This is a genomic window from Pseudocitrobacter sp. 2023LY-00077, from assembly GCF_055796175.1.
Map to the genome: position 1 here is coordinate 1 of NZ_JBSPEI010000034.1, position 20,051 is coordinate 20,051.

General features: G+C 52.6%; 33 protein-coding genes. 1 reads left to right on the forward strand and 32 read right to left on the reverse strand.

The features are described 5' to 3' along the window. Positions 1-11: 11 nt before the first annotated feature. The 11 genes from ACWWFX_RS24340 to ACWWFX_RS24390 form a co-directional block, all read right to left on the reverse strand. On the reverse strand, positions 12-440 hold the full coding sequence (locus ACWWFX_RS24340) for a gp436 family protein (protein WP_473224970.1): 429 nt from the start codon (positions 438-440) through the stop codon (positions 12-14). A 3-nt stretch (positions 441-443) separates the two neighbouring features. Continuing rightward, positions 444-845, reverse strand: a complete 402-nt coding sequence (locus tag ACWWFX_RS24345; RefSeq protein WP_473224971.1) for an HI1506-related protein — start codon at positions 843-845, stop codon at positions 444-446. Further along, a complete protein-coding gene (locus tag ACWWFX_RS24350) occupies positions 845-1,753 on the reverse strand; it encodes a Mu-like prophage major head subunit gpT family protein (protein ID WP_473224972.1) in 909 nt (302 codons plus the stop codon). Before ACWWFX_RS24350 ends, ACWWFX_RS24345 begins: the two co-directional genes overlap by 1 nt. A 14-nt stretch (positions 1,754-1,767) precedes the next feature. Next, on the reverse strand, positions 1,768-2,160 hold the full coding sequence (locus ACWWFX_RS24355; RefSeq protein ID WP_473224973.1) for a hypothetical protein: 393 nt from the start codon (positions 2,158-2,160) through the stop codon (positions 1,768-1,770). After that, a complete protein-coding gene (locus ACWWFX_RS24360; protein WP_473224974.1) occupies positions 2,160-3,269 on the reverse strand; it encodes a phage protease in 1,110 nt (369 codons plus the stop codon). The genes ACWWFX_RS24355 and ACWWFX_RS24360 overlap by 1 nt, the downstream gene beginning before the upstream one ends. Positions 3,270-3,353: 84 nt before the next feature. Further along, entirely contained in the window at positions 3,354-3,575 is a 222-nt protein-coding gene (locus ACWWFX_RS24365) for a phage holin (RefSeq protein ID WP_473224975.1), read from the reverse strand. 103 nt (positions 3,576-3,678) lie between these two features. Next, positions 3,679-4,221 (reverse strand): phage virion morphogenesis protein, encoded by a 543-nt coding sequence (locus ACWWFX_RS24370; RefSeq protein ID WP_473224976.1) that lies wholly within the window; start codon positions 4,219-4,221, stop codon positions 3,679-3,681. Beyond that, positions 4,218-5,471 carry a phage head morphogenesis protein gene (locus tag ACWWFX_RS24375; protein WP_473224977.1) on the reverse strand — a complete coding sequence of 418 codons (1,254 nt, stop codon included), beginning with the start codon at positions 5,469-5,471 and terminating at the stop codon, positions 4,218-4,220. Before ACWWFX_RS24375 ends, ACWWFX_RS24370 begins: the two co-directional genes overlap by 4 nt. After that, the gene (locus ACWWFX_RS24380) at positions 5,458-7,041 is read right to left on the reverse strand and encodes a DUF935 domain-containing protein (RefSeq protein WP_473224978.1); all 1,584 of its coding nucleotides are present in this window, start codon (positions 7,039-7,041) and stop codon (positions 5,458-5,460) included. Before ACWWFX_RS24380 ends, ACWWFX_RS24375 begins: the two co-directional genes overlap by 14 nt. A gap of 3 nt (positions 7,042-7,044) precedes the next feature. Further along, positions 7,045-8,694, reverse strand: a complete 1,650-nt coding sequence (terL, locus tag ACWWFX_RS24385) for a phage terminase large subunit (protein ID WP_473224979.1) — start codon at positions 8,692-8,694, stop codon at positions 7,045-7,047. A 24-nt stretch (positions 8,695-8,718) separates the two neighbouring features. Next, a complete protein-coding gene (locus ACWWFX_RS24390; RefSeq protein ID WP_473224980.1) occupies positions 8,719-8,925 on the reverse strand; it encodes a hypothetical protein in 207 nt (68 codons plus the stop codon). A 37-nt stretch (positions 8,926-8,962) separates the two neighbouring features. Here ACWWFX_RS24390 and ACWWFX_RS24395 point away from each other — a divergent pair, with 37 nt between their 5' ends. Then, positions 8,963-9,454: a hypothetical protein gene (locus tag ACWWFX_RS24395; protein WP_473224981.1), complete on the forward strand. Its 492-nt coding sequence runs from the start codon at positions 8,963-8,965 to the stop codon at positions 9,452-9,454. A gap of 44 nt (positions 9,455-9,498) precedes the next feature. On the opposite strand, the gene ACWWFX_RS24400 is transcribed toward ACWWFX_RS24395, so the two are convergent. The 21 genes from ACWWFX_RS24400 to ACWWFX_RS24500 all read right to left on the reverse strand — a co-directional run. Next, on the reverse strand, positions 9,499-9,999 hold the full coding sequence (locus ACWWFX_RS24400) for a DUF1804 family protein (protein ID WP_473224982.1): 501 nt from the start codon (positions 9,997-9,999) through the stop codon (positions 9,499-9,501). Positions 10,000-10,001: 2 nt separating this feature from the next. After that, positions 10,002-10,286 (reverse strand): hypothetical protein, encoded by a 285-nt coding sequence (locus ACWWFX_RS24405; protein WP_473224983.1) that lies wholly within the window; start codon positions 10,284-10,286, stop codon positions 10,002-10,004. Then, positions 10,283-10,525: a hypothetical protein gene (locus ACWWFX_RS24410; RefSeq protein WP_473224984.1), complete on the reverse strand. Its 243-nt coding sequence runs from the start codon at positions 10,523-10,525 to the stop codon at positions 10,283-10,285. Before ACWWFX_RS24410 ends, ACWWFX_RS24405 begins: the two co-directional genes overlap by 4 nt. Beyond that, positions 10,522-11,172: a hypothetical protein gene (locus ACWWFX_RS24415; RefSeq protein WP_473224985.1), complete on the reverse strand. Its 651-nt coding sequence runs from the start codon at positions 11,170-11,172 to the stop codon at positions 10,522-10,524. The genes ACWWFX_RS24410 and ACWWFX_RS24415 overlap by 4 nt, the downstream gene beginning before the upstream one ends. Continuing rightward, the gene (locus ACWWFX_RS24420; protein ID WP_473224986.1) at positions 11,144-11,395 is read right to left on the reverse strand and encodes a DUF2644 domain-containing protein; all 252 of its coding nucleotides are present in this window, start codon (positions 11,393-11,395) and stop codon (positions 11,144-11,146) included. The genes ACWWFX_RS24415 and ACWWFX_RS24420 overlap by 29 nt, the downstream gene beginning before the upstream one ends. After that, complete coding sequence (locus ACWWFX_RS24425) at positions 11,386-12,036, reverse strand: glycoside hydrolase family 19 protein (protein WP_473224987.1); 651 nt, start codon at positions 12,034-12,036, stop codon at positions 11,386-11,388. The genes ACWWFX_RS24420 and ACWWFX_RS24425 overlap by 10 nt, the downstream gene beginning before the upstream one ends. 77 nt (positions 12,037-12,113) lie before the next feature. Beyond that, positions 12,114-12,608, reverse strand: coding sequence for a hypothetical protein (locus tag ACWWFX_RS24430; RefSeq protein ID WP_473224988.1), 495 nt, complete (start codon positions 12,606-12,608; stop codon positions 12,114-12,116). 8 nt (positions 12,609-12,616) lie between these two features. After that, a complete protein-coding gene (locus tag ACWWFX_RS24435; protein WP_473224989.1) occupies positions 12,617-13,051 on the reverse strand; it encodes a Mor transcription activator family protein in 435 nt (144 codons plus the stop codon). A gap of 3 nt (positions 13,052-13,054) precedes the next feature. Then, positions 13,055-13,459: a gp16 family protein gene (locus tag ACWWFX_RS24440; RefSeq protein ID WP_473224990.1), complete on the reverse strand. Its 405-nt coding sequence runs from the start codon at positions 13,457-13,459 to the stop codon at positions 13,055-13,057. An 11-nt stretch (positions 13,460-13,470) separates the two neighbouring features. After that, a complete protein-coding gene (locus tag ACWWFX_RS24445; RefSeq protein ID WP_473224991.1) occupies positions 13,471-13,848 on the reverse strand; it encodes a hypothetical protein in 378 nt (125 codons plus the stop codon). A gap of 171 nt (positions 13,849-14,019) precedes the next feature. Continuing rightward, positions 14,020-14,211: a hypothetical protein gene (locus ACWWFX_RS24450; protein WP_473224992.1), complete on the reverse strand. Its 192-nt coding sequence runs from the start codon at positions 14,209-14,211 to the stop codon at positions 14,020-14,022. Next, entirely contained in the window at positions 14,208-14,423 is a 216-nt protein-coding gene (locus ACWWFX_RS24455) for a hypothetical protein (protein WP_473224993.1), read from the reverse strand. Before ACWWFX_RS24455 ends, ACWWFX_RS24450 begins: the two co-directional genes overlap by 4 nt. Further along, positions 14,420-15,142 carry a DUF2786 domain-containing protein gene (locus ACWWFX_RS24460; RefSeq protein ID WP_473224994.1) on the reverse strand — a complete coding sequence of 241 codons (723 nt, stop codon included), beginning with the start codon at positions 15,140-15,142 and terminating at the stop codon, positions 14,420-14,422. Before ACWWFX_RS24460 ends, ACWWFX_RS24455 begins: the two co-directional genes overlap by 4 nt. 4 nt (positions 15,143-15,146) lie before the next feature. Continuing rightward, a complete protein-coding gene (locus ACWWFX_RS24465; protein ID WP_473224995.1) occupies positions 15,147-15,593 on the reverse strand; it encodes a hypothetical protein in 447 nt (148 codons plus the stop codon). A gap of 80 nt (positions 15,594-15,673) precedes the next feature. Next, positions 15,674-15,865: a hypothetical protein gene (locus ACWWFX_RS24470; RefSeq protein WP_473224996.1), complete on the reverse strand. Its 192-nt coding sequence runs from the start codon at positions 15,863-15,865 to the stop codon at positions 15,674-15,676. Continuing rightward, a complete protein-coding gene (locus ACWWFX_RS24475; RefSeq protein ID WP_473224997.1) occupies positions 15,855-16,079 on the reverse strand; it encodes an ANR family transcriptional regulator in 225 nt (74 codons plus the stop codon). Before ACWWFX_RS24475 ends, ACWWFX_RS24470 begins: the two co-directional genes overlap by 11 nt. Position 16,080: 1 nt before the next feature. Next, positions 16,081-16,731, reverse strand: coding sequence for a DUF3164 family protein (locus ACWWFX_RS24480; RefSeq protein WP_473224998.1), 651 nt, complete (start codon positions 16,729-16,731; stop codon positions 16,081-16,083). Beyond that, on the reverse strand, positions 16,721-16,912 hold the full coding sequence (locus tag ACWWFX_RS24485) for a hypothetical protein (RefSeq protein WP_473224999.1): 192 nt from the start codon (positions 16,910-16,912) through the stop codon (positions 16,721-16,723). The genes ACWWFX_RS24480 and ACWWFX_RS24485 overlap by 11 nt, the downstream gene beginning before the upstream one ends. Positions 16,913-16,924: 12 nt before the next feature. Next, positions 16,925-17,206, reverse strand: a complete 282-nt coding sequence (locus tag ACWWFX_RS24490) for a hypothetical protein (protein WP_473225000.1) — start codon at positions 17,204-17,206, stop codon at positions 16,925-16,927. A 20-nt stretch (positions 17,207-17,226) separates the two neighbouring features. Continuing rightward, positions 17,227-18,120 (reverse strand): AAA family ATPase, encoded by an 894-nt coding sequence (locus ACWWFX_RS24495; RefSeq protein ID WP_473225001.1) that lies wholly within the window; start codon positions 18,118-18,120, stop codon positions 17,227-17,229. Between the two features lie 44 nt (positions 18,121-18,164). Beyond that, positions 18,165-20,051: transposase (locus tag ACWWFX_RS24500; RefSeq protein ID WP_473225002.1), on the reverse strand; the 1,887-nt coding region annotated here is incomplete at its 5' end.

The window sequence follows — 20,051 nt, forward strand, 5'->3', positions numbered from 1 at the left end:
AATGAGCATCATCAGAAGCTACCTCCCCGGGTCTGATCGCGCCCGAAGACGCGACCGGCCGATACCATCCTGGCACCGGTTCCGCTGCGCGGGACTTCACCAGAATTATTGCGACCCAGCGTGATACGTCCGTCGGCGACACGCTCCAGGTAACGGATGGCATCTTCATAACGAAGGCGGATTTCTTCCGTCATCTGGGTTCCCGCACCGCACAGCAGATAGCGTGTGATATCGCAGCACCGGCCAACCAGAACGCGGGGTTCATCGGTCCACGGCACCGGATATCGGCCACAGAGATAGCTGTCAATCTCAGCGCTGGCCTGTGTCAGAGCACCGTTCAGCACATCATCATCAATGGCTCCGACGTACTCACGGTCAGTAAGCGAAATACACTCCTTCGCTCCGAACGCCCTGACCATATCTTCGCGGGTCGCATACATGGGTTAGCCCTTTTTCTTCGCTGCTGGTTCGTCTGCTGCAGGTGCCGGGTCAACAGCAGCTTCTGTCACCGGCGCTTCGGTCGCGGGTTGCGTTGCCTGAAGTGAAGCTATGGTTGCATTGGCCTCATCCAGCTGTTTTTTCAGCGAATCGCCATCTGTTGACAGTTGGGTGACGGCTGCCTCCAGCTCTGTGATACGGGTTTTGGCTTTATCCAGCTCTGCGGTATCCGGTTGGCCGGAGGCCTGAGCGTCGCTGACCACGACGACAATCAGGTTGGGATCGTTCTTCAGGACATCCAGCTCATTGGCCGTAAAGCGACTATCGGGCCAGGTGGTGGTTTTCTCACTGTGCGCGATACCCAGGCGACGGAAACCGTCGCGGCGGGCGGTGATTTGAACCGGCATTATGCATCCTCCCCGGTTGATCCATACGCCATCTGCCAGAAGCCGTAGCCGCCATTGGCACGTGCTTCTGCACCGAAGTGGAACTTCTTACGCATGAAGACGTTGTCGTTGTTGTAGTCTGTCTGCTCAACGAACTCCGGCTTTTTACGCTCCTGATACACCAGTGGTTTAACCGGGCGAGTGGTATCCAGCAGGAACCAGGCGGTGTCAGAAGTCAGTTCAGGCACGACCAGAACTTCAGCTGACCCTTTGTACGGGTTCGGCGTGTTGTCCGGGAAGCGGTCTGCTGTCATCAGATAATTGGCGTCATCTTCCAGCGCAGGCGGCACCACCAGGATGCTGGGACGGACTTTCAGAGACGCACCTTCATCGTCTTTAAACTGGCGCATTATGGTACGGGCAGCACCGTAGCTGGCTTTTGCCGCAGCGTAGCTGGTGACATTGAGCTTTTTAGTACCCTTGTTGGAAACCGATTTCCCCGCAACGAAGTGATCGGTGTCGAAGAATGGCTGACCGTCATAGCAGAGGTTGGTAAAGCCATTACTTAAGAGCGCAAAAACAATATCAGCAGGTAACTCAGCCGCAGACTGACCCGCCCCCTGAGCCTGGACGGCGAGCCCCAGAATCTGGTCGTCTTCCATGTCATTGCGGTCAAGCTCGATGGTTGCTTCCCAGTCCTTATTACGAATGGTGTAGTTGAACGCTTCCAGCGCCTTAATCACCTTATCGCCAATCCATTCGCGCATTTTCGGAAAGCGACTCAGCCAGCTGTAGTCGTTCTCTTTGCTGGTCGACGGCACAACCATCGCCACTTTCTTCCAGTCAGACGGGGTCTGCTCGAAGGCTTTCTGGTATGTTGCCTTCAGGTTGACGAACACCTGACGCACATTTTTTACGTTAACAATCACGGGCTATCTCCTTATCAGATGTAAATCCAGACGCCATCGTTTTCCAGACCCGCCACCTTCCCGGCAAACGGGCGGGCATCGGTATCACTGGTTTTGGCAACGGTAACGCTGTCAACGACGTAGCAGTTTTTACCTACCTCGGCCTGGGTGACCGGGTCAGCGCTGCTGTTAGCCATCAGGAACATGCGGCCACGGCGGATAAGTACCACCACATCACCGTCAGCGCCGCCGCTGTTATCCACCCAGCTATCCGCGATACCCAGCGTTTCCTGGTCTGCAGTCGCTGTGGCGGGCACTGCATAACCGGTGGCGTTAGCGGCGATCAGATTGCCACCAAAAATTTCAGTACCGGCCGCAACCGGAACGGGGAACAACAGACCGTCTTTATGAGGGGTATTGCGATCCATTATTTGTCTCCTTTAACAAACCGGGTGACTTCAGCCGGGTCGGTCCCCAGCAGAGAACAGATAGCGGGGTCAATAACCTCGTCATCACCGTCGTCAGTCTGAGGCGCGGGCGCACCTTTCGGCGGTTTCCCCTGCGTCTGGGTCGTGGTCAGCGCGGCAATCTTCGGCGCTTTCCCGATGTAGGTTTTCAGGCTCTCCGGGTCGGACTTCGCCAGCGTCAGCGCCCAGCTTTCCTGTGCCGGAAGCAGACGGCCATCGCTGAGCGCGGCGGTGATGAGCAATTCCGCCTCCTGAGTGGCCAGCGCCGCCTGATTCCCGACAGCCGCTTTTTCCGCAGCCTGCTGCACGGCGGCCGTCATCATATCGACCGACACCCATTTCGCCGGGTCTGGCGTCTCAATGCGGGCAGTGAGGTCCGCCACGTTCTGGCTCAGTCCGTTGATGACGGCTGAAAGGTCATAGGTTGCTGCGGTCACAGCCTCAGCCCCGGAAATCTGGGCAATCAGCTTGTTCAGCTCTTCGGTAATTTCTTCCGCAGTCGCTGTAATCGGCAGATTCAGCATCCAGCGCAGGCGTTCGAGAAGTTCATCCATTGCAGTTGTACCCTCAGTGGTGAGATGAGCAGCCATCAGGGAAGCGGCCGCAAGCAACACGTCCTCCATCCCGTCAACGGCTGGCGTATTGGTCAGCGCGGCGTGGAGTATCTCCAGCACCTGACCAGTTTTGTCATAGGAAAAAACAGGGGAAATGAAGCGGTATGCTTTGTCCGCTACCATCGCGGCGGCGGTTGGGGTCCATTCCACATCAACGGCAAACAGACCTTCGCCTTCACGCCATTCGAGCTTTTTGAAAAATGCCGCAGCAGGGGCCGGTTTACCGTTTTTCGCTGAGCGCAGCGTCTGGTGCTCATAATCCAGCACATAAGGCGTCTTACGAGCATCCGCAGCGGCAATCAGACGCTCAGCAATTTCACGGGTCATTAACCATGCGTCACACTCGGTCGGCCGACCGTCGCGGGCGCGGAACTCACCAGCCGGAAACAGCTGGATCACACCCGGTGTGGCGGTGTTGATTTCCTGAGAGAGTGAGGCAATAAATGTTTTTTTCATGGTGCCGAGAATACGGCACCGAAAACAGGGGGATCAGATGAAGGGGTTCAGTGGATTACCAAAGCAAAATCTATGAATGGTCGTTTACGCGCTTTTCCATTCTGCAAGAGCCTTTTGCAACTCGCCATCTCGCTTTAATGCCTTTCGTTTGTAATAGCGTGCAGTAAGTTTATCGATAAGGAAAATGATGGTATGGCCAACCATACCTATCATGCTCCACTCAGCCACTGTGAAATAGTCCAGGAATGCTTTAAACGTTTCCAATGTCGCTCCGTTAGTGCTGTATGTCTCTCTGATAACCGCCATCGCTTTTAAACCGCTTTTAAAAACGTTTAAAGCGCAGCGAGGCGAATCACTCTACCACAATTGCGTTAAATGCGTCTGCGTGGCTTACAGCGCGTCAACGCGGTTACTCTAAAATACGGCGCAGATAGTTCTCAGCCGTGGTTTCCATGCGATCCACATCATCCTCCGTCAGATGCAGGAACGGGCGCGCGGGCATCGTTATTGTATAAGCCCCGATGGTATTCCACTGCGAGAAGTTCGAACGGGACTTTTTCACGAAGCGATTACCAACAGAGCCGTTTTTATGCTGGCGGTAATACGCCCGCTGACTTCGTGCAGCAATGCGTATTTCCCCCCCCTCCTGGTGGATACGCGCGTATTTAACATTGGTTCCGACAACGGCTTCATCATTGGTACTGAACTGGGTGATGCTCGATGCGAGGCGACCTGACTTCTGCAGAATTTTACCGCCAGCGCGTTTGCGGGCATACGCCGGGCTCCAGCCCATCCACTCAGGTCGACCCTGTTGGGCGAAGTTCTCTTCTACCGCATCGCCCATTGCGGCCGCCAGCTCCCGCATCAGTGGCTCACGGTTATCGAGGCGCTTTATCAGCTCGCCCAGCGACCGTTCAAAGTCGCCGATATCATAGGTGATTTTATAACTCATGATTTCGTACTCAGCAGCAGAACGTCTTCGGGAATATCCTGCGATCGAACAATATCGCCTCCGTTAACCAGCGACAGTCGCCAGCCATCAACGGCAGGTACACCGCGAACCGCCCGTGAACCGTCTTTTCCGCTCAGTACCCAGAGCAGGTTATCACCGTCAAGCCAGACATCGCCGTCTCCGGCCAGCAATGCAGGGAGCTCACTCCATAAAGGGCCGGGAGCCTGGCGCACATCCTCTTCGTGGATGCTCAGGGGAACCGGCTGGCGGATACCGCGTGCTTCAAGCTGGTTCAGCAGCGCCGGTTTCACACCGCCGACGCGTTTAATATCACCGCGAGTATTGCGCCGAACGCTGACAGCATCAACCCAGCGGCGCACATCGTCGCTCACAGCACTCAGCACCGCAGGCTCAGAAAGCGTCTGTTCTATCGCCTGAGCGGCGACAGAAGGGCTGGTTGTAACCGCTTTATCCATAAGTCGCTGGCCCAGTGAGGATAACCAGCCCTGACCCGGGTTATGACCAAACCCGGCATCAGGTGTGTAGAGCTCACCGTTGAAGCGCAGCGCCTTCACGTTGCGGGTATCATTCGGTCCCCACGCCTGCTGGACTGTGACAATGTCCTGCTCCCACGATTTGACAACAATACCCAGACGCTCGGCTTCTTCCAGGGAACGGGCCCGGATACGGCAGCGGCAGTGATAGCCGTCGGGCGGGTACATAAACTGCCAGACCGGATCATCATAACGGGCGGTAAAGCCGTTCAGCCTGGCGTGCAACGGGCGGGTATGCATATCCATAACTGCCACACGCTCCCAGATGGGACGAAACTCTGCATTCGCCATCTGCTCCGCATAACGGCCCGCCCCATAGGATGCCTGCATGTTGGTTTCGAAAATGGTACGCAGCCGTCGCGGGGTAAGTTGTTTCCCCTCAAGAACGCCATCTTCATCAGCAACCAGCCTGGCTTTATCGGCCAGCCAGCCTTTGCGCGTCAGTATGGGGGTCAGTTGCCGTTCGAAATCACGCAGCGTGCCACCGTTATCCAGGTGAGTCTGAAACGACTGGCGGACATCCTCAAGGATGTCCTGCTTCAGGATGCCCGCTACCGTAAATTTTGTTGCGTGGGTTCGGGCTTCAACATCATGCCAGTTAAAGCCAATCGTGTAGCCTTTGGACTCAAAATAGGCTATCGCCTCTTCGGGTTTCAGACCGATTGCATACCCCAGATCAACATCAGCTTTCGGCATTGAGACGTCCCCAGACTTCGCTGACGAATAATGCCTGATGCAGCAGCTGCTGAAGCTGCTCATCATCAAGTGCCGGATAGCTGGCAGCGATAATGTCCATTGCATCATCCGGTGACTGACCCGACTGCAAAGCCGTAACCAGTGGTGCTATCAGCTTTTCCATTGCCTGCCCAATCGCAACTGCAGGGCGGGTGGCATTATCCAGCGCATCCTGCCCGGGGTCAGTAATGTCACCGTTCGTATCGAGTGCGGCGAAGTGTCGATAACGCAGTGACTGTGGCACGGTCGATAATGCCGCTGTACCCGCTCCGCCCGCAGGCGCAATCAGGACATCTTCATTTTTCTTCGGCAGTGGGATACCGAGTTTTTTATGCACCCAGGATTTCGGGATAGTATCCAGACCGGCCTGACCGACAAGCGTCGCAACGCCTGTTGAAAACGTCTCAATGCTCTCCAGCTCGCGGGTATCGAAGACAAGGCGAGGTAACCGGCGCGGGCTGACGTCATAGCCATTAAGCGCCAGTAACATGCGGATAAAGCTGCGGTAAAAACCTTCAAGCTGGCGGGCATCCGCTGTCAGTAAATCGTGGCGTACCTCGTTATGTACGTTACCCAGCGCGTTTGTTGAGCTTTTGCCGTCTGCCTGAGAAGTCAGTGTACCGCCGAGAATAACCTTCGATTCGGTCCGCTCTGCCCAGTTGATCATCGCCATATAGGGATCGGATTGCCCGTCGGCGGCTTCCTTGAACTCAATTTTTGAACCCTCAGGAATAATGCCTGATGCGTTATGGCCAAGGGAAACCAGCGCCTCCATCAGCTTATCCTGTTCATCCTGCGTTGCCCCGGAAACATAGGTCCCGATGCGGGCGGGCAGACCGTAAATTTCCAGGAACTCGGCCATATCCCTGACGCTGAAGTTTTTAAACAGATACGGCCAGACCAGCACCCGGTACAGACCGGACTGCGAAATGTAACCTGATTTGGCGTTATGGGTATGAACCAGCCAGCCGAACGGCCACAGTTCCGCCCCTTCAGGCGAACCATCATTCAGGCGAATGTCATCCCCTTTATCTGGCGTGGTGCAGAACCAGCGGTGCGGGCGGAGTTTCATCTTCACAGGTAACCAGACACCGCCATCCAGTTCCCATTTTTCTATTTCCTGTGCCGAAAAACCGTGGCCAATGGCTTCTGCTGCGTTGAGTGTGATGTCTTCCAGTTCCGGGATGTCCGCAAACCAGGACGCCACCATATCCGCAATTTTCTTCTCTTCGGTCGTCGCGTTCGGCGGTGGCTCGATGCTCCAGTCGAGGGTAAGCAACGCGTTTTTACGCTTACTCATCTCGGAGAAGATATGGCCATCACGCTCCACCATATCCTCAAAAAGGTCAGCCTGAGCCGCAATGTCGCCACGTTCGGCCGCTTCCAGGATACGCGGGAGCCTGGCGAGCGTCATCCCGCGTGAGGGATGTGATGGCCAGTCGTTGTTAAAGCGCACGGTGCGCGCAGTTTGCGGGGCCTTAAGCACCTCGCGGTTTAAGGGACGACCAAACTGATCGACTATCTGAACCATAAATTACCAGCCTCCGGCTGAGCCAAAACGGTTATCGCCGCCACGACGCGGGACAGGTTTAAAATCAAAATGCCCCGCGCCGGACACAGCCAGCGCCCACAACATATGCAGGGCGTCAGGGCCATCATCGTGATCCGCTTTCGGGAAATGTCTGAGCTGTTCAATCAGCGTATTTTGCGTCGAGTGCAGGCGGATAAGTCCGTTGGCCATATGTGGCTGAAGCGACTCGATACGTAACAGTTTATCGGCGCTGGGGGTGACTGCCCGGGCGGGAACGGGGATGCCAGCGATTGCCGAACGCTTCACCAGCTCTGTGCGCAGAAATTCCTGGAACTGGACGGATTCGACGGCCCATACCAGGCAGTTATATTCACGTTGCAGTTCGATAACATCAGAAATAATACGATCTGGAACGCGTTTGCGAATCCTGGCTTCCACGACATCCAGAATGCCGGTAAAGCGATTGAAACCGCCCACCAGTAGGGCTGATGGGTCACGACTGTTACCCGCTTTACCCAGACTGGGGTCACAGGCACCGTAGAATCGCCACTCAGCGAGGCGGTTAACCCAGAAGTGGATACAACCGTTAAAGGGCGCATCTTCACCGTTGACCGGGTCATTCTGGTATTCCGCATCAAAGGTGCTGTGGCCATCACGAGCGCGGATAAGCATTAGGGTATAGAGCGGACGCGCAGCCCACGAAACAACCGCACCGGCTTCCATCTCTTCCCGGTGCTGCTCGTAGAACGCACGGGCGAGGAGCTCACCGTCTTCATCATTGTTCCGCAGGATTTCTTCCCATTTATCCCACAAGTCCATATTGTGCGGCCAGGTGATCAGCGCTTTAAACCGGGCCCGTTTCCACAGCGGATTTTTCAGCGTGCGGGACAGGACCGAGTCATGGTGCAGGATGGTTCCGATGTAGACCACGTCGAACTTGGCCCCGGCACCGCCGAGCGGTAACACGGTTTTTTTGAGCCAGTTATCCAGCTTGTCACGCTGCTCAGGGTTACGTACCTGCTCATCGTTCTCGATATCGTCGAGCACAGCAAGGTCGGGACGGTAAGGGCCATGACGCAGGCCACGCAGTTTTTTACCACTACCGGCGACCTGAACCTTGATATCGTTGCGGGTAAGAATGGTCCCCATCTGCCAGACACGACCACCGCCCGACGCTTCCGGGAAGTCCATCAACAGACGCGGGTTAAACTGCAGTTCGGCCTTAATCGCCTCAAGCATGGGATAGGCCTGGTCAATGGAGTCCATAATGATGACCGGGTAGTGCTTGAGGGCCAGCACAATGCACCAGATTACGAAGAGCTGACTGACGATCGTTGACTTTGCCTCACCACGCGGCGCGGCGATTGCGTCGTTCTGGCCAGTCGTCTGGTTAATCAGCTCAGGCAGACGACGGTAAAGATATTTATGCAGCTCGCTCTGGGCGGTATGGCGCACATAATGGGGGAAGTAGTTCTGCGTGAAATACTCAAAGCCGGTTGCCGGGTCGGCAACCAGTAAACGCCGCTGTGCGATTGCCGCAGCGGAAGGATCAAAGCCGACATCTTCGGCTTCAATGGTACGCCGCAGGCTGGCGGAGAGTTCTGCCAGCTCGGCGAGAAATTCCTTGCGTGATAACGTACTATTTTTTGACATGGTTAAAACGCCTTTAAATCCACTTTAATGGGATGTCTGCAACGCTTTATTGACTTCGCCAATAAAACTGTCCATTGACTGCCATGCAGTCCTGCCATGCGGGATTTCAAGCAAGTAGCTGTCACCAATCGTTGTGACCTGGACCCGGCAGTAATCGATGTAACGCACACTAAGCACGTCGCTGGCCATCACAAAAACCTTACTGTTCACCCTGATTAATTTGTCAGCCATAATGGACCCTGTTTCTTAACCTGAAAGGTTATTACCTGTGCAAAAGAAAACGTTTGAATTACTGGAACTACTTTGTCAGTACGAACTCAAAAAAACGCTTGAATCGTGCCCACCAGAACCGTTAACAGCAGACGATGTCATGTCTTTTTTATGGCCACTGAACGCCCGTTTTCGGCCATTAATTCACCGGATAAGGACTGTCAGATATCGCAAGCAATATGAACGCGAAGCTGACAAAGCCATCCGTGAATTTGTTCTCCGGGACTCTCACTGGGAGAATGTTCCTTTGGTCGTCTGGCGCGTATTGCTGGAGCGTCATCAGCAGGCTATAACGATCTGTGTGGCAAACAAGATGCACGCCAGTGACACTACTTTTATGCATGCCCCTTTCGGGTTGACTGATACTGCGAAAACAAAATTTGCAGTTGTCTGGTTGTGTTATGCAATGAAGCTCCCTTATCCAGTGCATGATGAATCACAGCTCGACATTGAGACCTCATTTGAGAATCTGTCATTGAAACCACACTGAAAGCATGTTCGCGGGCGCAGCTCAACAGCGCCTGCCAGTTATCATTACCCATAATGTTTCTCCATCTCCGTCCCAAAGGGCTCCAGAATCTCAACGAAAGCAGCAAGATGCTGCGGGTAGGTTTCTGCCACAAAGGTGCTCAGTCGCTGAAGCACATCAAGCGCGACAGCCAGTTGGCTCACCTCTGGCAAAATCCTCTTATTCGCAGCGACTGCTTTGTTAAAGGCATCAGCCAGACTGGCAAGCAGTTCTACCCGCTTATCCGCTGGCAAATCTGAACTGGTCGTCAGTAGCTCCAGCGTCACCTGGTACTGGGTCATCAGTCCGGTAAGGATGGCGCGGCCAATATCTTCCAGACCATTTCCTGCCATAATGTGAGCCGCCCTGAGCTTGTCCCAGTCGTCGCCCGCGTCCTGCGCTTCTTTCTTCCAGCGTCGGGCAGTAGCGAATGCCACGCCCGCCTGAGCTGAGGCAATCTCCAGTGACATCTGACCAAAGATGTATGATCGTCGCAGCCTTTCCCGTGTTTCCTGCGGATGCGCCATACTTACAGCTCCAGTTTTGCCCGGATAAACATGATCGCAGTGGAGACAATGACGGCGGTCAGCCCGCCTGTAATCGCTCCGGCCATCGCCCCACGACGGGCAGCATCGTCCCCGATGCTCTCCATTCGTGACTCAATTCGCCCCAGCTTGATGTTGATACCGTCGAGAACGTCGGGGGCAACCGGTGTCTGGAGGCGGTCAAGCTGTTCAGCAATACGATTGAGGGTCTGCTGCTCATCGCTGACCGCAATCAGGCGGCGGCTGCGTCGCTTTTGTCTGGCTTTCATTTGTCGGCTTTCCTGTCGAGTTTGTTATCGATGCGCTCGATAGCCGCACGCAGCTCCCTCATCGCATCCATGATGGCGGTGTAGTTACTTCTGGCGTCTTCGCGGCGCTGATACTCATCGCGAATACGATCAACCGATTTCTCCAGGTCACTGATATCTTTCTGAAGACGTCGGATCCAGATAGTGCCAAACGTGGCAGCAAGCCCCAGCGCTATCTGAAATGCCATATCAAGGGTCATTTAGAGGTGTGCTCCTTGCTGTTGTAGTAGTCGCTGATGGCATGGAGGCGATCGCGAAGCGTCAGGCACCATTTGCCGTATTCCCCACTGTGGCTGAGGATTCCAGCCGGGGAGAGTCCGCCTCTGGTGCCGGAGGCATTTCCGGTATTTCCAGTAACGCCGCTGGCGGTTTCTGACAGACCGTCACCAGCGGTGAGGCTTTCGGTTCCGGGGTAGCCGAGGGATTCACGCCAGAGCTGCAGGCTTGCAGGGCCAATACCGGTATAAGTAGTACCATCGCTTTTAAGCGCATCGTTGAGTCTCCGTTTCAGGTCGTTCACCGTTCTGGTGTGCTGACGCTCTTTGTCCGCAAGCTCCCGGGAAAGCACATCGGCTTTGTCCTGCCATGCCTGTTGATTGTTGAGCGCAGACTGCAGGTCAGTGGCGTACTTGCTGGCAGCGGCGAGCCGTTCCTTATCCCATTGTTTTTTTTGGGCGTTAAAGCCGTCCGTAAGATTTTGCTTTTCGTTCGCGAATGCGAGTGCCTGCTCGCTCAGTTCATGGCGCGTAGCAGTAATACCAAGCCACATCCCACCGCCGAATAATGCGATAAGCAGGAGAAGCGCACCCCAGTTCTCCTTAAGGATTTTCAGTGCTGTTCCCAACACGGTTCACCTCCCGGTCACGCTTGATGGACATGTGTTTAGATACCTGGCTTTGAGCCACCCAGGCGCTGAGATAGGCAAAAAATAATTCGCCTGGCATATCCCGACTGGTTACCGTGACCCAGACAAGGACAAAAGAACTCACCAGAAACGCCAGAAATACGATGGTGTCAGATGTGGAGAGTCTGCCTGACGCGGGATTACTGACCAGGTCCATTACGCGCATAATGCCGCCATAGCTACTTTGTAGCGGGCTTCGCGGTCAGGTTGCCCCAGCGCAGGCGGGTTAATCCTGCGGGTAATTGCCAGAAACGCACCTTTATCGGCAAGCGCATTACAGCCATTGGCGCTCCAGAACCAGGCTGCACTACGGGCCGCCTGGGCGAAATCAAGCAGCAGGTCAGGATTTGCCAGAAGATCAAGACCGAGAACTGTGCCGCAGTCTTCATAGTTATTGCGGAACGTAACCTGAATCAGGCCCCGGCCACGAAAACGCCAGCCATCGCCGGAGGCTTCATTGCCATTACCACCACGACCGGCATAAGCGCGGTTGGCTAATTTCTCAGGATTACGGGTATAAGCGCGGGCAAATTCAATTTCGGCAGGTTCGATAACACCATTCTTATTATTATCAAATCCGGTTTTGAAAATACGGGCGACACGTTCAGCATCGGTGTAATAGAGGCTTTCGCTTAAACGGCCGAAACTGGTGCTTTCATGGCCGACCTGAGCAATAAATGCTGCCATTCGTTTTGGCGTGGTAATACCAAATTCACAGGCTGCATCATAAACCGGTTTAAACCAGCGCTGGGCCATAACGGGAGAGAGCCCGGAAGCTCGCTGAAACAACGGTAGTGTTAAAAACATAACGCCATCCGGTTAATTAGGGATGGCGTCAGTATTTCATCGGGTTAGGTGAGGATTAAGATGAAGGGGTTCAGTGGTTAGTTGTCGACATCAATTATTTCTAGAGTACCACTTTCTTCAATGTATTTAGGAGGCGGATTATTGATTGATGAAATACAAGCTTTGCCTTGGGATATGTACGCCTGAGCCTGAGTATTGGTAATGTCTGTTTTATCTCCATGGGTATTCCCAAGCCGTGTGATCCAATAGTTATAAGCAGTTGCAGCCAATGTAGCACAAGACGAAAATGGGGTTGGGTGTTCAAGTAAATTTTTACCATAAAACTCCTGAGCATCTTCACTAAGAATGGTTAAATGGCGACTGACAGCCACAACTTCAGGAGTGAGATAGCCAAGATTTTTATACATTTCAAACACAGCATTCGATGCAATCAAAGTTTGCTGAATTTCGTTCACCATTTTTCTCGTGTGGTTTAACTGTGAGTTGTATAGTTCAACAGCTTCACTATTTGGGATTTGCTTTGCATTAATACAAAGTGGGAGAATAATTAAACATATAAAAAAATATTTCATAACCATCCTTAAAATAGAGCTGGCTGTTTTTGAGCAACGTGATTCTTGTGCTGAGCCAGTAGACCCCATGCAAACCGGTCACTAAATCCATACTTAGGACACAGCTGCGTCATGGCACGTAGGGAGGATACACCGGTATCACGCATTGCTTCAAACTCATTCAGGAACGCGCGGTTACGCAACTCCCTCAGCGCACGATCGCAACGAGGTAGATACAGCACTTCTCCCCCGAAATGCTTAACAAGAATACGTGCGTTATCTTCACCGATGGTATCTTTGAGGAGACGGGCGCGGGATGCGCCCAGAGAACGGAGACCTTTACCAACAGGGAACGTGGTTCCCCCAAGGACTTTGAGCAGCTCAGCGGCTGCCGGGAAGCCGATTAATTCAGCAATATTAAGTACGGTTTCCGGTAGTAATGATTTGACCTGCTCAAGTTCCATATATTACCCCCGTCGTCGTGCGTCTATAATAAACGCCTGCATCAGTTTAGTTAGCTGCTCATCGGTCAGCCATTCAATTACCGACTGATTGAACATTCGTCTGGCCGTAGATTCAGCATATGACCAGGGACGTCCGGCATCAGCAAGCAGCGCCTCGATTTTATCCAGTACAGTTTTCCTGGTGTTAGCCACATTTGGACGACGTCCATATTTCCGTGACCTGGTTCGTGGATATCCCTGTTCATGCATATATTCGCGTAGTTTCTGTAATTCCTCAAGTGAACATTTAGTAGAGGACGATTTACCAGTGATGCGCATCAATACACTACGATAAGTAATATCATCCCACTTCAGCCAGCTTTGACCAGCTTTGATTGCACCAATAAGAGAGGTTTTGCTTTTATTCATCGCGATACACCTTAATCTTTATTAGTGTGACCAGTCACATTTGTTAAATTTAATCGCAGGCAATCATGCGTAAGCCAGCATGAATGATCACCTTTAAATGCGCCGTTGCAATTTTCAGGTGGTTGAGACCCACAATTTCTACAGACGGGAGCTGTCTTTTCCTGCTTTTGTAATTCAGCCGCATCATTCAGGAGTAATAGTGCAATATATTCATTCCGGCTATAAGGCTGACGCCCAGGATTACGGTGAAAACGACCGCGCTCCAGCGCGGCCATCTCCTGATCGTTTAACGATATCTCAAAGCGGTTTAAACCCTGCTTTTTAGCCATTTGTGCCCGGGAGCGCTGTTTACGCAGTCTGGCACGTTCGCGGATGTTTATTTCTTCCATGATACTCTCCCGTAACACTTGCGAATCTTAACCCAGCATGGCCAGACAACCTTATCGGCCAGCCAGCGACCCAAAGCAGATGAAAGGAGAATAGCGCCCCGGGTATAAATAATGCCGAGGTAACCACCAGCTCCAAGTGTAATACCAATGCCCAGCAACACCCATATACTGTTAATATTGATAGTCATCATCATCCTCCTGAGACGCCTCAAGCAAAATCAGGCTCAGTGGCCACAAAACCAGAACACAAAGATATTTAACTGGTGAATAAATATTCTCAGGAACAATGCGGCTCAGAATGCTGACCCAGCACCACCCAATATGTAAATAAAGAACCAGCAATAACAAAATAAGTCCCGTCATTTGATCCCCCTGATTTTACGATAATGCTCAATCGCCTTTTTCATCTCACCTTGTTCGGCCTTATCCCGGATTCTCCGGTGATGCGGGTCGAAGAACTGGAAACGGATTCGGATGGGTAAATCCATATATTCAACCGCCTGGCTGGTATTACGAAAGTGCCATATGCGGCGTTTACCTTGATCCAGGAACTGGCAACCGATAACGTTATTCATGGTTTAACTCCGATACGATCCATTTCGGATGAGGTGCCGGATACACCATGATGCAAATGTGCATTGCGTCCAGCTCGATACCCCTGATTGGCTGCATCATCTGTGCCGCTGGCTTTGCCCGGCTTACGAGGCTCCAGCTTCTTCATGCCCTGGCTAAGCTTTTTGCTGCGATAGCTTTCCATCAGGGTTTCCTCGGCTTCAGTGACGGCAAAGTCACTGATAACGGCATAGGCACCATTCACCCAGGCAGAGCAGAACGTATCAGCGCGAGCCACTTTGGTGGCGGGCTTAATATTTTTGCGTAACGTAGCAGTGTATTCTCGACGTGCCTTCACCAGCTGTTTACCCAGAACTTCGAAAGAATATGCAGCGACCTGTGGGCGTTCGTCCGGCCCATAGTAGGTAATAGTCCGTTTTGCCGGAGTATCCCAGTGTTCATGTCCATGGCTGGTGTAGAACTTGACTCCAAATGCCAGCGCTATCATATGAGCCAGTAGCGCCATATACTCGGGCATTTTTTCGGCATGTGACGGGGCTTTCTGAGTCGATGCTTCATTGATATCCATCATCGCAGCATCGACTTCAGTCAGTTTATGGGTTTCCATCAGGCGCTGTGCCCGACGCAAGGCTAATGCAGCTTCTTCGGCGCTGGAGTTATTACGTGCCATTGCCAGCAGTTTTTTAATTCTCTGGAGGTACTTTTCTTTATTGTCTTTCATAAACTCAATCCTCCTTTTTTGCTGTCAGTGGAAGTTTACCGAGAACACTCAGGGCCAGAATGACGCCCATCCTGATACCTTTATGTTCTTTCGTTCCGGCCCTGATGGTTAATTCCGGGGAAATAACAATATCAGCGTCTTTGTGCCTGATAATCAGTTGCAGCGAGTCAACCTTTTCCTCATACCATGCCATAAGAGCCTGTAATACAGCCGCGTGGTCATCCTGAGCGGCCGTGTTCATCGGAATAAGATGTGTGATATCCACACAGCCACTGACACCGTTTACTTTCACCACTGTTGCACCGTGGCCCAGTTCCCACGCTTCAGAGCGCGTCATTGTGTAACGGACGATATCCGGCTCACCTTTAACAGAGTGATAAGCGAAAGAAGAACCTACGGGAAAGGCTGAATTAAATTGCGCAGCGCTCATGGTTTTCAGATATTCAGACATAATCATTTTCCTGAATTTGGCGTAAGCCAGCCCCTGCGGGTTTACGCCATGTTTAAAATAGATTTCAATAAAACTAATATTTAGCCAGCAGGTATCAGCGATTTAATATTCGCAAAATAGGGCTCAAGGTTTATTTCAACCACAGAGACATCCTTACAGTCGCGAGCAACCTCAACCGTACTGACGACCTTGCCACCACGTAAGAGCGAATTCGGCTGATAGATAAAGGTACTTCCCACCGGATAACGCTGGTTGAACTCTTTAGCCTTCATCAGGTACTCCCCAGCCACGATGAGCAGCATTCGCGCAGAATTCCAGTCGACGGGATGCCCAGAACCGCCCCGCAGTACCACGGGCAAACACCAGCGCTTTTCCCCATAATTCCGCCGCTCTTGAATATTCACCATTACGTTCGGCTCGAATCGCGCCGGTGGCGTAGCACCCGTAATTATTACGGGCCGCATTCTCTTTAATTTTTCCAGGCATGTCACACCCCCGCACCGGCAATATCAAGGGCTATAGGTCGATATTCATCAGTATCGCCAACACGTTCATATACCCGAATATATGAACGGCTGCCGACCACCTGGACTGCCTCACCAATCGCAAGCATAGCCTGCTGCCAGCGTTCATCTTCAATATCCAGGCGGCGGAGCGCCAGAACGCGCCCTGTGTTAATATTGCCTTCCTTATCGGTATCAAAGGCTTCATTAATCAGCGCCTTAATCTCCGGGCGAGCCCCCGTGGTCCAGTCTGCAAGGCAGTCATCAATAAGAGCCTTAGCCGTCTGTATGCGCTCATCCAGGGCGATTCGGTCCTGCATAGCACGCTGAATTTTGAAACGACCATCGAAGGAATAGAGCGTGACATTGCCCTTTTTACCGCCTTTCATGGCACCGTATTTCTCGGCGGAAAGGTCGATGAACGCCTGAATATCAGCAAAAGCACGGGTTTTCAGTTCGCTTAACGCGCTGGAAACCATGATTGCCTGTTCCACAAGCTCACCAACAAGCTGATCACGATCGCGATCGATATCTTTAATCAGGTTATGCGGAGTCAGTACGCCGCGAGCATCAACCCAGTAACCTGCAGGAGCCGGAGTGGTGGTGTATTGTTTTACGGTATTTTCAGTGGACATTGGATTTCCCCTTTTTATTGATTGCATTTAGAATTTTTTCGTTCACATGGCCAGCAAGACCATATCCCACAGTAGCCGCGACCTTCTGAGTCAGCTCGCTGTCTTTTTCATCTGGAACAACCTGGCACTCCACGCTGATACCGCGTGGAGCATCAGTTATGCTGATTACGACTTTTGCCACTTTTCTTCTCCTTCAGTGAATAGATTCTGACCATACGACACGACACCCGTCCTGGATGAATAATCCCTGACGGTATTTACCCGATTTCCCCTGTCCATACTCGATATAGCAGGCCTTACCGTTAGTCAGCATGTGATCGCAAATTGCATGCCGACGTATCCTGATGACCGGTTGACCTTCACGAACGACAACACCCTTGACCTGCACACCGCGAGCCTGGAGGGATACAACGACGGCTTCAGTACGGTACAACGCAGAGACCAGCGCATTACTACTGGAAGACAGAGACGACATATAACCCCCTTGAATCGCAGTTAATGGATCAACATTTCGGCAATCTGATTAACGATATGACCATTGACCGGCACATCATTCATCGTGCTGGTTCTAACAGCGCCGCGAAGTAACTTGAAGAGCCTGCGGGCATTACCTTTTGATGCACTGAACAGCGCCTTACTCAGGTCTTCATCCAGCCCATCGGGCAGGACGCTTTCGGCTATAACATCGATATCAGCGCCGGGCAGGCTGTTCCCGAGGTTGAGAGCAAACCCCACGCGGCTGTAGAGCTGCACCAGTTCCCCCCGTTTACCTTTCAGGTTCAGAATGAGGCGGGGCATACCCACCAGGACAATACCGATCCCCGTTTTATCGTGGATACGGCGGATAGACTCCAGTGCCCGTAAAGGCAGGTTTTCGGCTTCATCAATAATCAGAACCCGGCCTGAATCACGCAGCTTATTGATGCAGGCTTCGCTGAGCTCATGCATATTGCCGCGTGTGCTTAACCCCAACAGATTGCACAATTCTTCAAGCACTACGCGGGCGGTATATCCCGGGTCGGCTTCAATTAACAGCGCATCACGGTATTTAGAAATGTAGGCCTTGCAAATCATTGTCTTACCAAGACCCGCTTCACCGTAAAGCACGTTAATATCGCCCTCTACGTGCGCCATGCGGATTACGTCCATTGCCTTACGGGTGGTCGGTGTATCAACAAAACGAACCGAGATACGGGACGCGCGTTCTTTCTCATGCTGGCGATCGATAAAGCTGCGGATATCATTCTCCAGCGAAGAAATATCCCCCTCATATTTGTTGTTGAGGTACTGGCTGATAACAGCAGAGCTTTTACCAATTGCCCGTGCGACCTGGGTCTGATTCAGACCCTTCGCTTTCATTAATTCGACAAGTTCATTTTTAGCTGACATAATTAATTTCTCCGTTTTAGTAAATCAGCGGCCTGTGATGGCAGTCATATGGCCGCTTTTTTATTGCCCTGACTTCTTAACCATTCTTCACGCTCTGACTCGAACAGAAACACAGGTTCCCGTTCATCAATAACGCGCTCTGATTCTGACGGGATGAGTGCGCCAAAATCGGGATACATCTGTGCTTCAGGTAACAGACCCCGGCTCTCAGCCTCAATTTCATCACGCTGCTCGTCGATACGCTTCAGGCGGCGCTGGCGACGTTTTTCTGTCGCAATGTCCATCGCGCTGGTTGGCAGAGCGGCACGTTTATTACCGTTCCAGATTGCTGTGCAGACGTAGGTTCCGTCCATACGGCGGACAATCACAGCAGAAGGGTCATGGATGTCATAGGCAACTCGAACCTCTTCACCATCGACCTGAATCAGGTCCGCGCTGAAATACTGGTTATTCATAAGGTCAATCCAGCCACGCTGCGCGGTACGCCGCATTTCCGGCATAAAGGCTTCACGAAGCTCGATATCCGTCAGATACTCGATTTCATCGCCTTCGCTGGCCAGAACCTCACGACGGTATTGCGCGGGGGTCATATGAACACCGTTACGCTTTGGTAACTCACTGTGTTCATGCAGATTATTGTATTTGTCGACCTCCTCAGCGATTACTTCCAGCAGCATTTGCCATGAGGGCAGTTTACGCAGCGCATTACGCTGTACGCTCGTCAGTTCCCGGCCATTTTCCTGTGCTTTTATCGCTGACTGAATGGCCCGTCCGGTCATACGTACATGCTCGCGGTCGGCACCGTAGCCGTTGTATGTATCGAATTTATTGGCGATAGCGCGGGGGATAACGGCGTTGAGCCTCTCGATAATCCCGCGTGACTGCGGACGACCCGGAATACTTGTCGGGTGATCAATGCCCATGCGAGTAAAAATACCGGTAATATCCGCATCCAGCGTTTTGTTGGTTTCACCACCACCGTTATCTGAATAAACGAAAAGCGGCTTTCCGTGGAACTTCATGGCGTAACGATAGGCATCCGCAACCGCAATAACATTCTCTGAGAGCGCCAGACTCCAGCCCACCAGGAAACGAGTGCGGCCATCAATCACCAGTGTCAGTTCTGGTGTGAACGGCCGACCATGAACCGGGTGTGCCACTTTCATGTCCAGCGATTTACCATCCGCAATCCAGCAACCGTTTACGGGCATCTGTGACCAGTCACGTTTCTGATAAACCTCATAAGCCAGCGCCGCAGAGCCGCTGACACGACCACGGACACGCTCACGCTTTGGCAATTTTTCCATCGCCCGGCGAACGGCATCATAGGATGGGCATACCGCCAGCATCGCTGGCTGATCGGCATAAATAGCCTTCCATTCGTCCCGGAATGAACGCCATGCATCCACCAGAGACGGACCGGTAAGCTTTCGCCAGTGCGCCAGAAAATCCGGTAACCACTTAATTTGTTCCGGTTTACGCGCTTTAAGATGCCCGGGGGCCAGTAATGCAAGGCGTTCAATACCCGGCCGTGTCGAAAGATAAATCGACAACCACTCCTGAAGCGTTCTTTCCCCCACACCGCGACGGCTGGAGCCTTTACGGGCATTAGCGATATCGGCTGCGGCCTGGACACTCTCCGGTAAAGACCCTTTGCGTGACTCAGTTGCGACAAACGCAACAGCAGATGCACGCGACATACCGATATCACGAAGTCGCTCAACTTCTGCGGCCAGCAATGCACGTGCATTGGCGATTTGCTTCTGTCGTTCAGTAAGGCCAGAGACTTCGCGCTCCAGCAAAACCGGGCACTGGCGCAGCAACGTAAGTTCATCACGAGAAGTAGTGACCTCACGCTTCGGCATAGCAGGTGTAGATGCACAACCGCTTTGCTTAAGCACCTCGCGGTAATGGCGGGCTTTGACTATTTC

Excerpts from the sequence above, each read along its gene's own strand:
- ACWWFX_RS24340 (WP_473224970.1), bottom strand. The coding sequence starts at position 440 with ATGTATGCGACCCGCGAAGATATGGTCAGGGCGTTCGGAGCGAAGGAG.
- ACWWFX_RS24345 (WP_473224971.1), bottom strand. The coding sequence starts at position 845 with ATGCCGGTTCAAATCACCGCCCGCCGCGACGGTTTCCGTCGCCTGGGT.
- ACWWFX_RS24355 (WP_473224973.1), bottom strand. The coding sequence starts at position 2,160 with ATGGATCGCAATACCCCTCATAAAGACGGTCTGTTGTTCCCCGTTCCG.
- ACWWFX_RS24360 (WP_473224974.1), bottom strand. The coding sequence starts at position 3,269 with ATGAAAAAAACATTTATTGCCTCACTCTCTCAGGAAATCAACACCGCC.
- ACWWFX_RS24365 (WP_473224975.1), bottom strand. The coding sequence starts at position 3,575 with ATGGCGGTTATCAGAGAGACATACAGCACTAACGGAGCGACATTGGAA.
- ACWWFX_RS24370 (WP_473224976.1), bottom strand. The coding sequence starts at position 4,221 with ATGAGTTATAAAATCACCTATGATATCGGCGACTTTGAACGGTCGCTG.
- ACWWFX_RS24375 (WP_473224977.1), bottom strand. The coding sequence starts at position 5,471 with ATGCCGAAAGCTGATGTTGATCTGGGGTATGCAATCGGTCTGAAACCC.
- ACWWFX_RS24380 (WP_473224978.1), bottom strand. The coding sequence starts at position 7,041 with ATGGTTCAGATAGTCGATCAGTTTGGTCGTCCCTTAAACCGCGAGGTG.
- terL (WP_473224979.1), bottom strand. The coding sequence starts at position 8,694 with ATGTCAAAAAATAGTACGTTATCACGCAAGGAATTTCTCGCCGAGCTG.
- ACWWFX_RS24390 (WP_473224980.1), bottom strand. The coding sequence starts at position 8,925 with ATGGCTGACAAATTAATCAGGGTGAACAGTAAGGTTTTTGTGATGGCC.
- ACWWFX_RS24400 (WP_473224982.1), bottom strand. The coding sequence starts at position 9,999 with ATGGCGCATCCGCAGGAAACACGGGAAAGGCTGCGACGATCATACATC.
- ACWWFX_RS24405 (WP_473224983.1), bottom strand. The coding sequence starts at position 10,286 with ATGAAAGCCAGACAAAAGCGACGCAGCCGCCGCCTGATTGCGGTCAGC.
- ACWWFX_RS24410 (WP_473224984.1), bottom strand. The coding sequence starts at position 10,525 with ATGACCCTTGATATGGCATTTCAGATAGCGCTGGGGCTTGCTGCCACG.
- ACWWFX_RS24420 (WP_473224986.1), bottom strand. The coding sequence starts at position 11,395 with ATGCGCGTAATGGACCTGGTCAGTAATCCCGCGTCAGGCAGACTCTCC.
- ACWWFX_RS24425 (WP_473224987.1), bottom strand. The coding sequence starts at position 12,036 with ATGTTTTTAACACTACCGTTGTTTCAGCGAGCTTCCGGGCTCTCTCCC.
- ACWWFX_RS24430 (WP_473224988.1), bottom strand. The coding sequence starts at position 12,608 with ATGAAATATTTTTTTATATGTTTAATTATTCTCCCACTTTGTATTAAT.
- ACWWFX_RS24435 (WP_473224989.1), bottom strand. The coding sequence starts at position 13,051 with ATGGAACTTGAGCAGGTCAAATCATTACTACCGGAAACCGTACTTAAT.
- ACWWFX_RS24440 (WP_473224990.1), bottom strand. The coding sequence starts at position 13,459 with ATGAATAAAAGCAAAACCTCTCTTATTGGTGCAATCAAAGCTGGTCAA.
- ACWWFX_RS24445 (WP_473224991.1), bottom strand. The coding sequence starts at position 13,848 with ATGGAAGAAATAAACATCCGCGAACGTGCCAGACTGCGTAAACAGCGC.
- ACWWFX_RS24450 (WP_473224992.1), bottom strand. The coding sequence starts at position 14,211 with ATGACGGGACTTATTTTGTTATTGCTGGTTCTTTATTTACATATTGGG.
- ACWWFX_RS24455 (WP_473224993.1), bottom strand. The coding sequence starts at position 14,423 with ATGAATAACGTTATCGGTTGCCAGTTCCTGGATCAAGGTAAACGCCGC.
- ACWWFX_RS24460 (WP_473224994.1), bottom strand. The coding sequence starts at position 15,142 with ATGAAAGACAATAAAGAAAAGTACCTCCAGAGAATTAAAAAACTGCTG.
- ACWWFX_RS24465 (WP_473224995.1), bottom strand. The coding sequence starts at position 15,593 with ATGTCTGAATATCTGAAAACCATGAGCGCTGCGCAATTTAATTCAGCC.
- ACWWFX_RS24470 (WP_473224996.1), bottom strand. The coding sequence starts at position 15,865 with ATGAAGGCTAAAGAGTTCAACCAGCGTTATCCGGTGGGAAGTACCTTT.
- ACWWFX_RS24475 (WP_473224997.1), bottom strand. The coding sequence starts at position 16,079 with ATGCCTGGAAAAATTAAAGAGAATGCGGCCCGTAATAATTACGGGTGC.
- ACWWFX_RS24480 (WP_473224998.1), bottom strand. The coding sequence starts at position 16,731 with ATGTCCACTGAAAATACCGTAAAACAATACACCACCACTCCGGCTCCT.
- ACWWFX_RS24490 (WP_473225000.1), bottom strand. The coding sequence starts at position 17,206 with ATGTCGTCTCTGTCTTCCAGTAGTAATGCGCTGGTCTCTGCGTTGTAC.
- ACWWFX_RS24495 (WP_473225001.1), bottom strand. The coding sequence starts at position 18,120 with ATGTCAGCTAAAAATGAACTTGTCGAATTAATGAAAGCGAAGGGTCTG.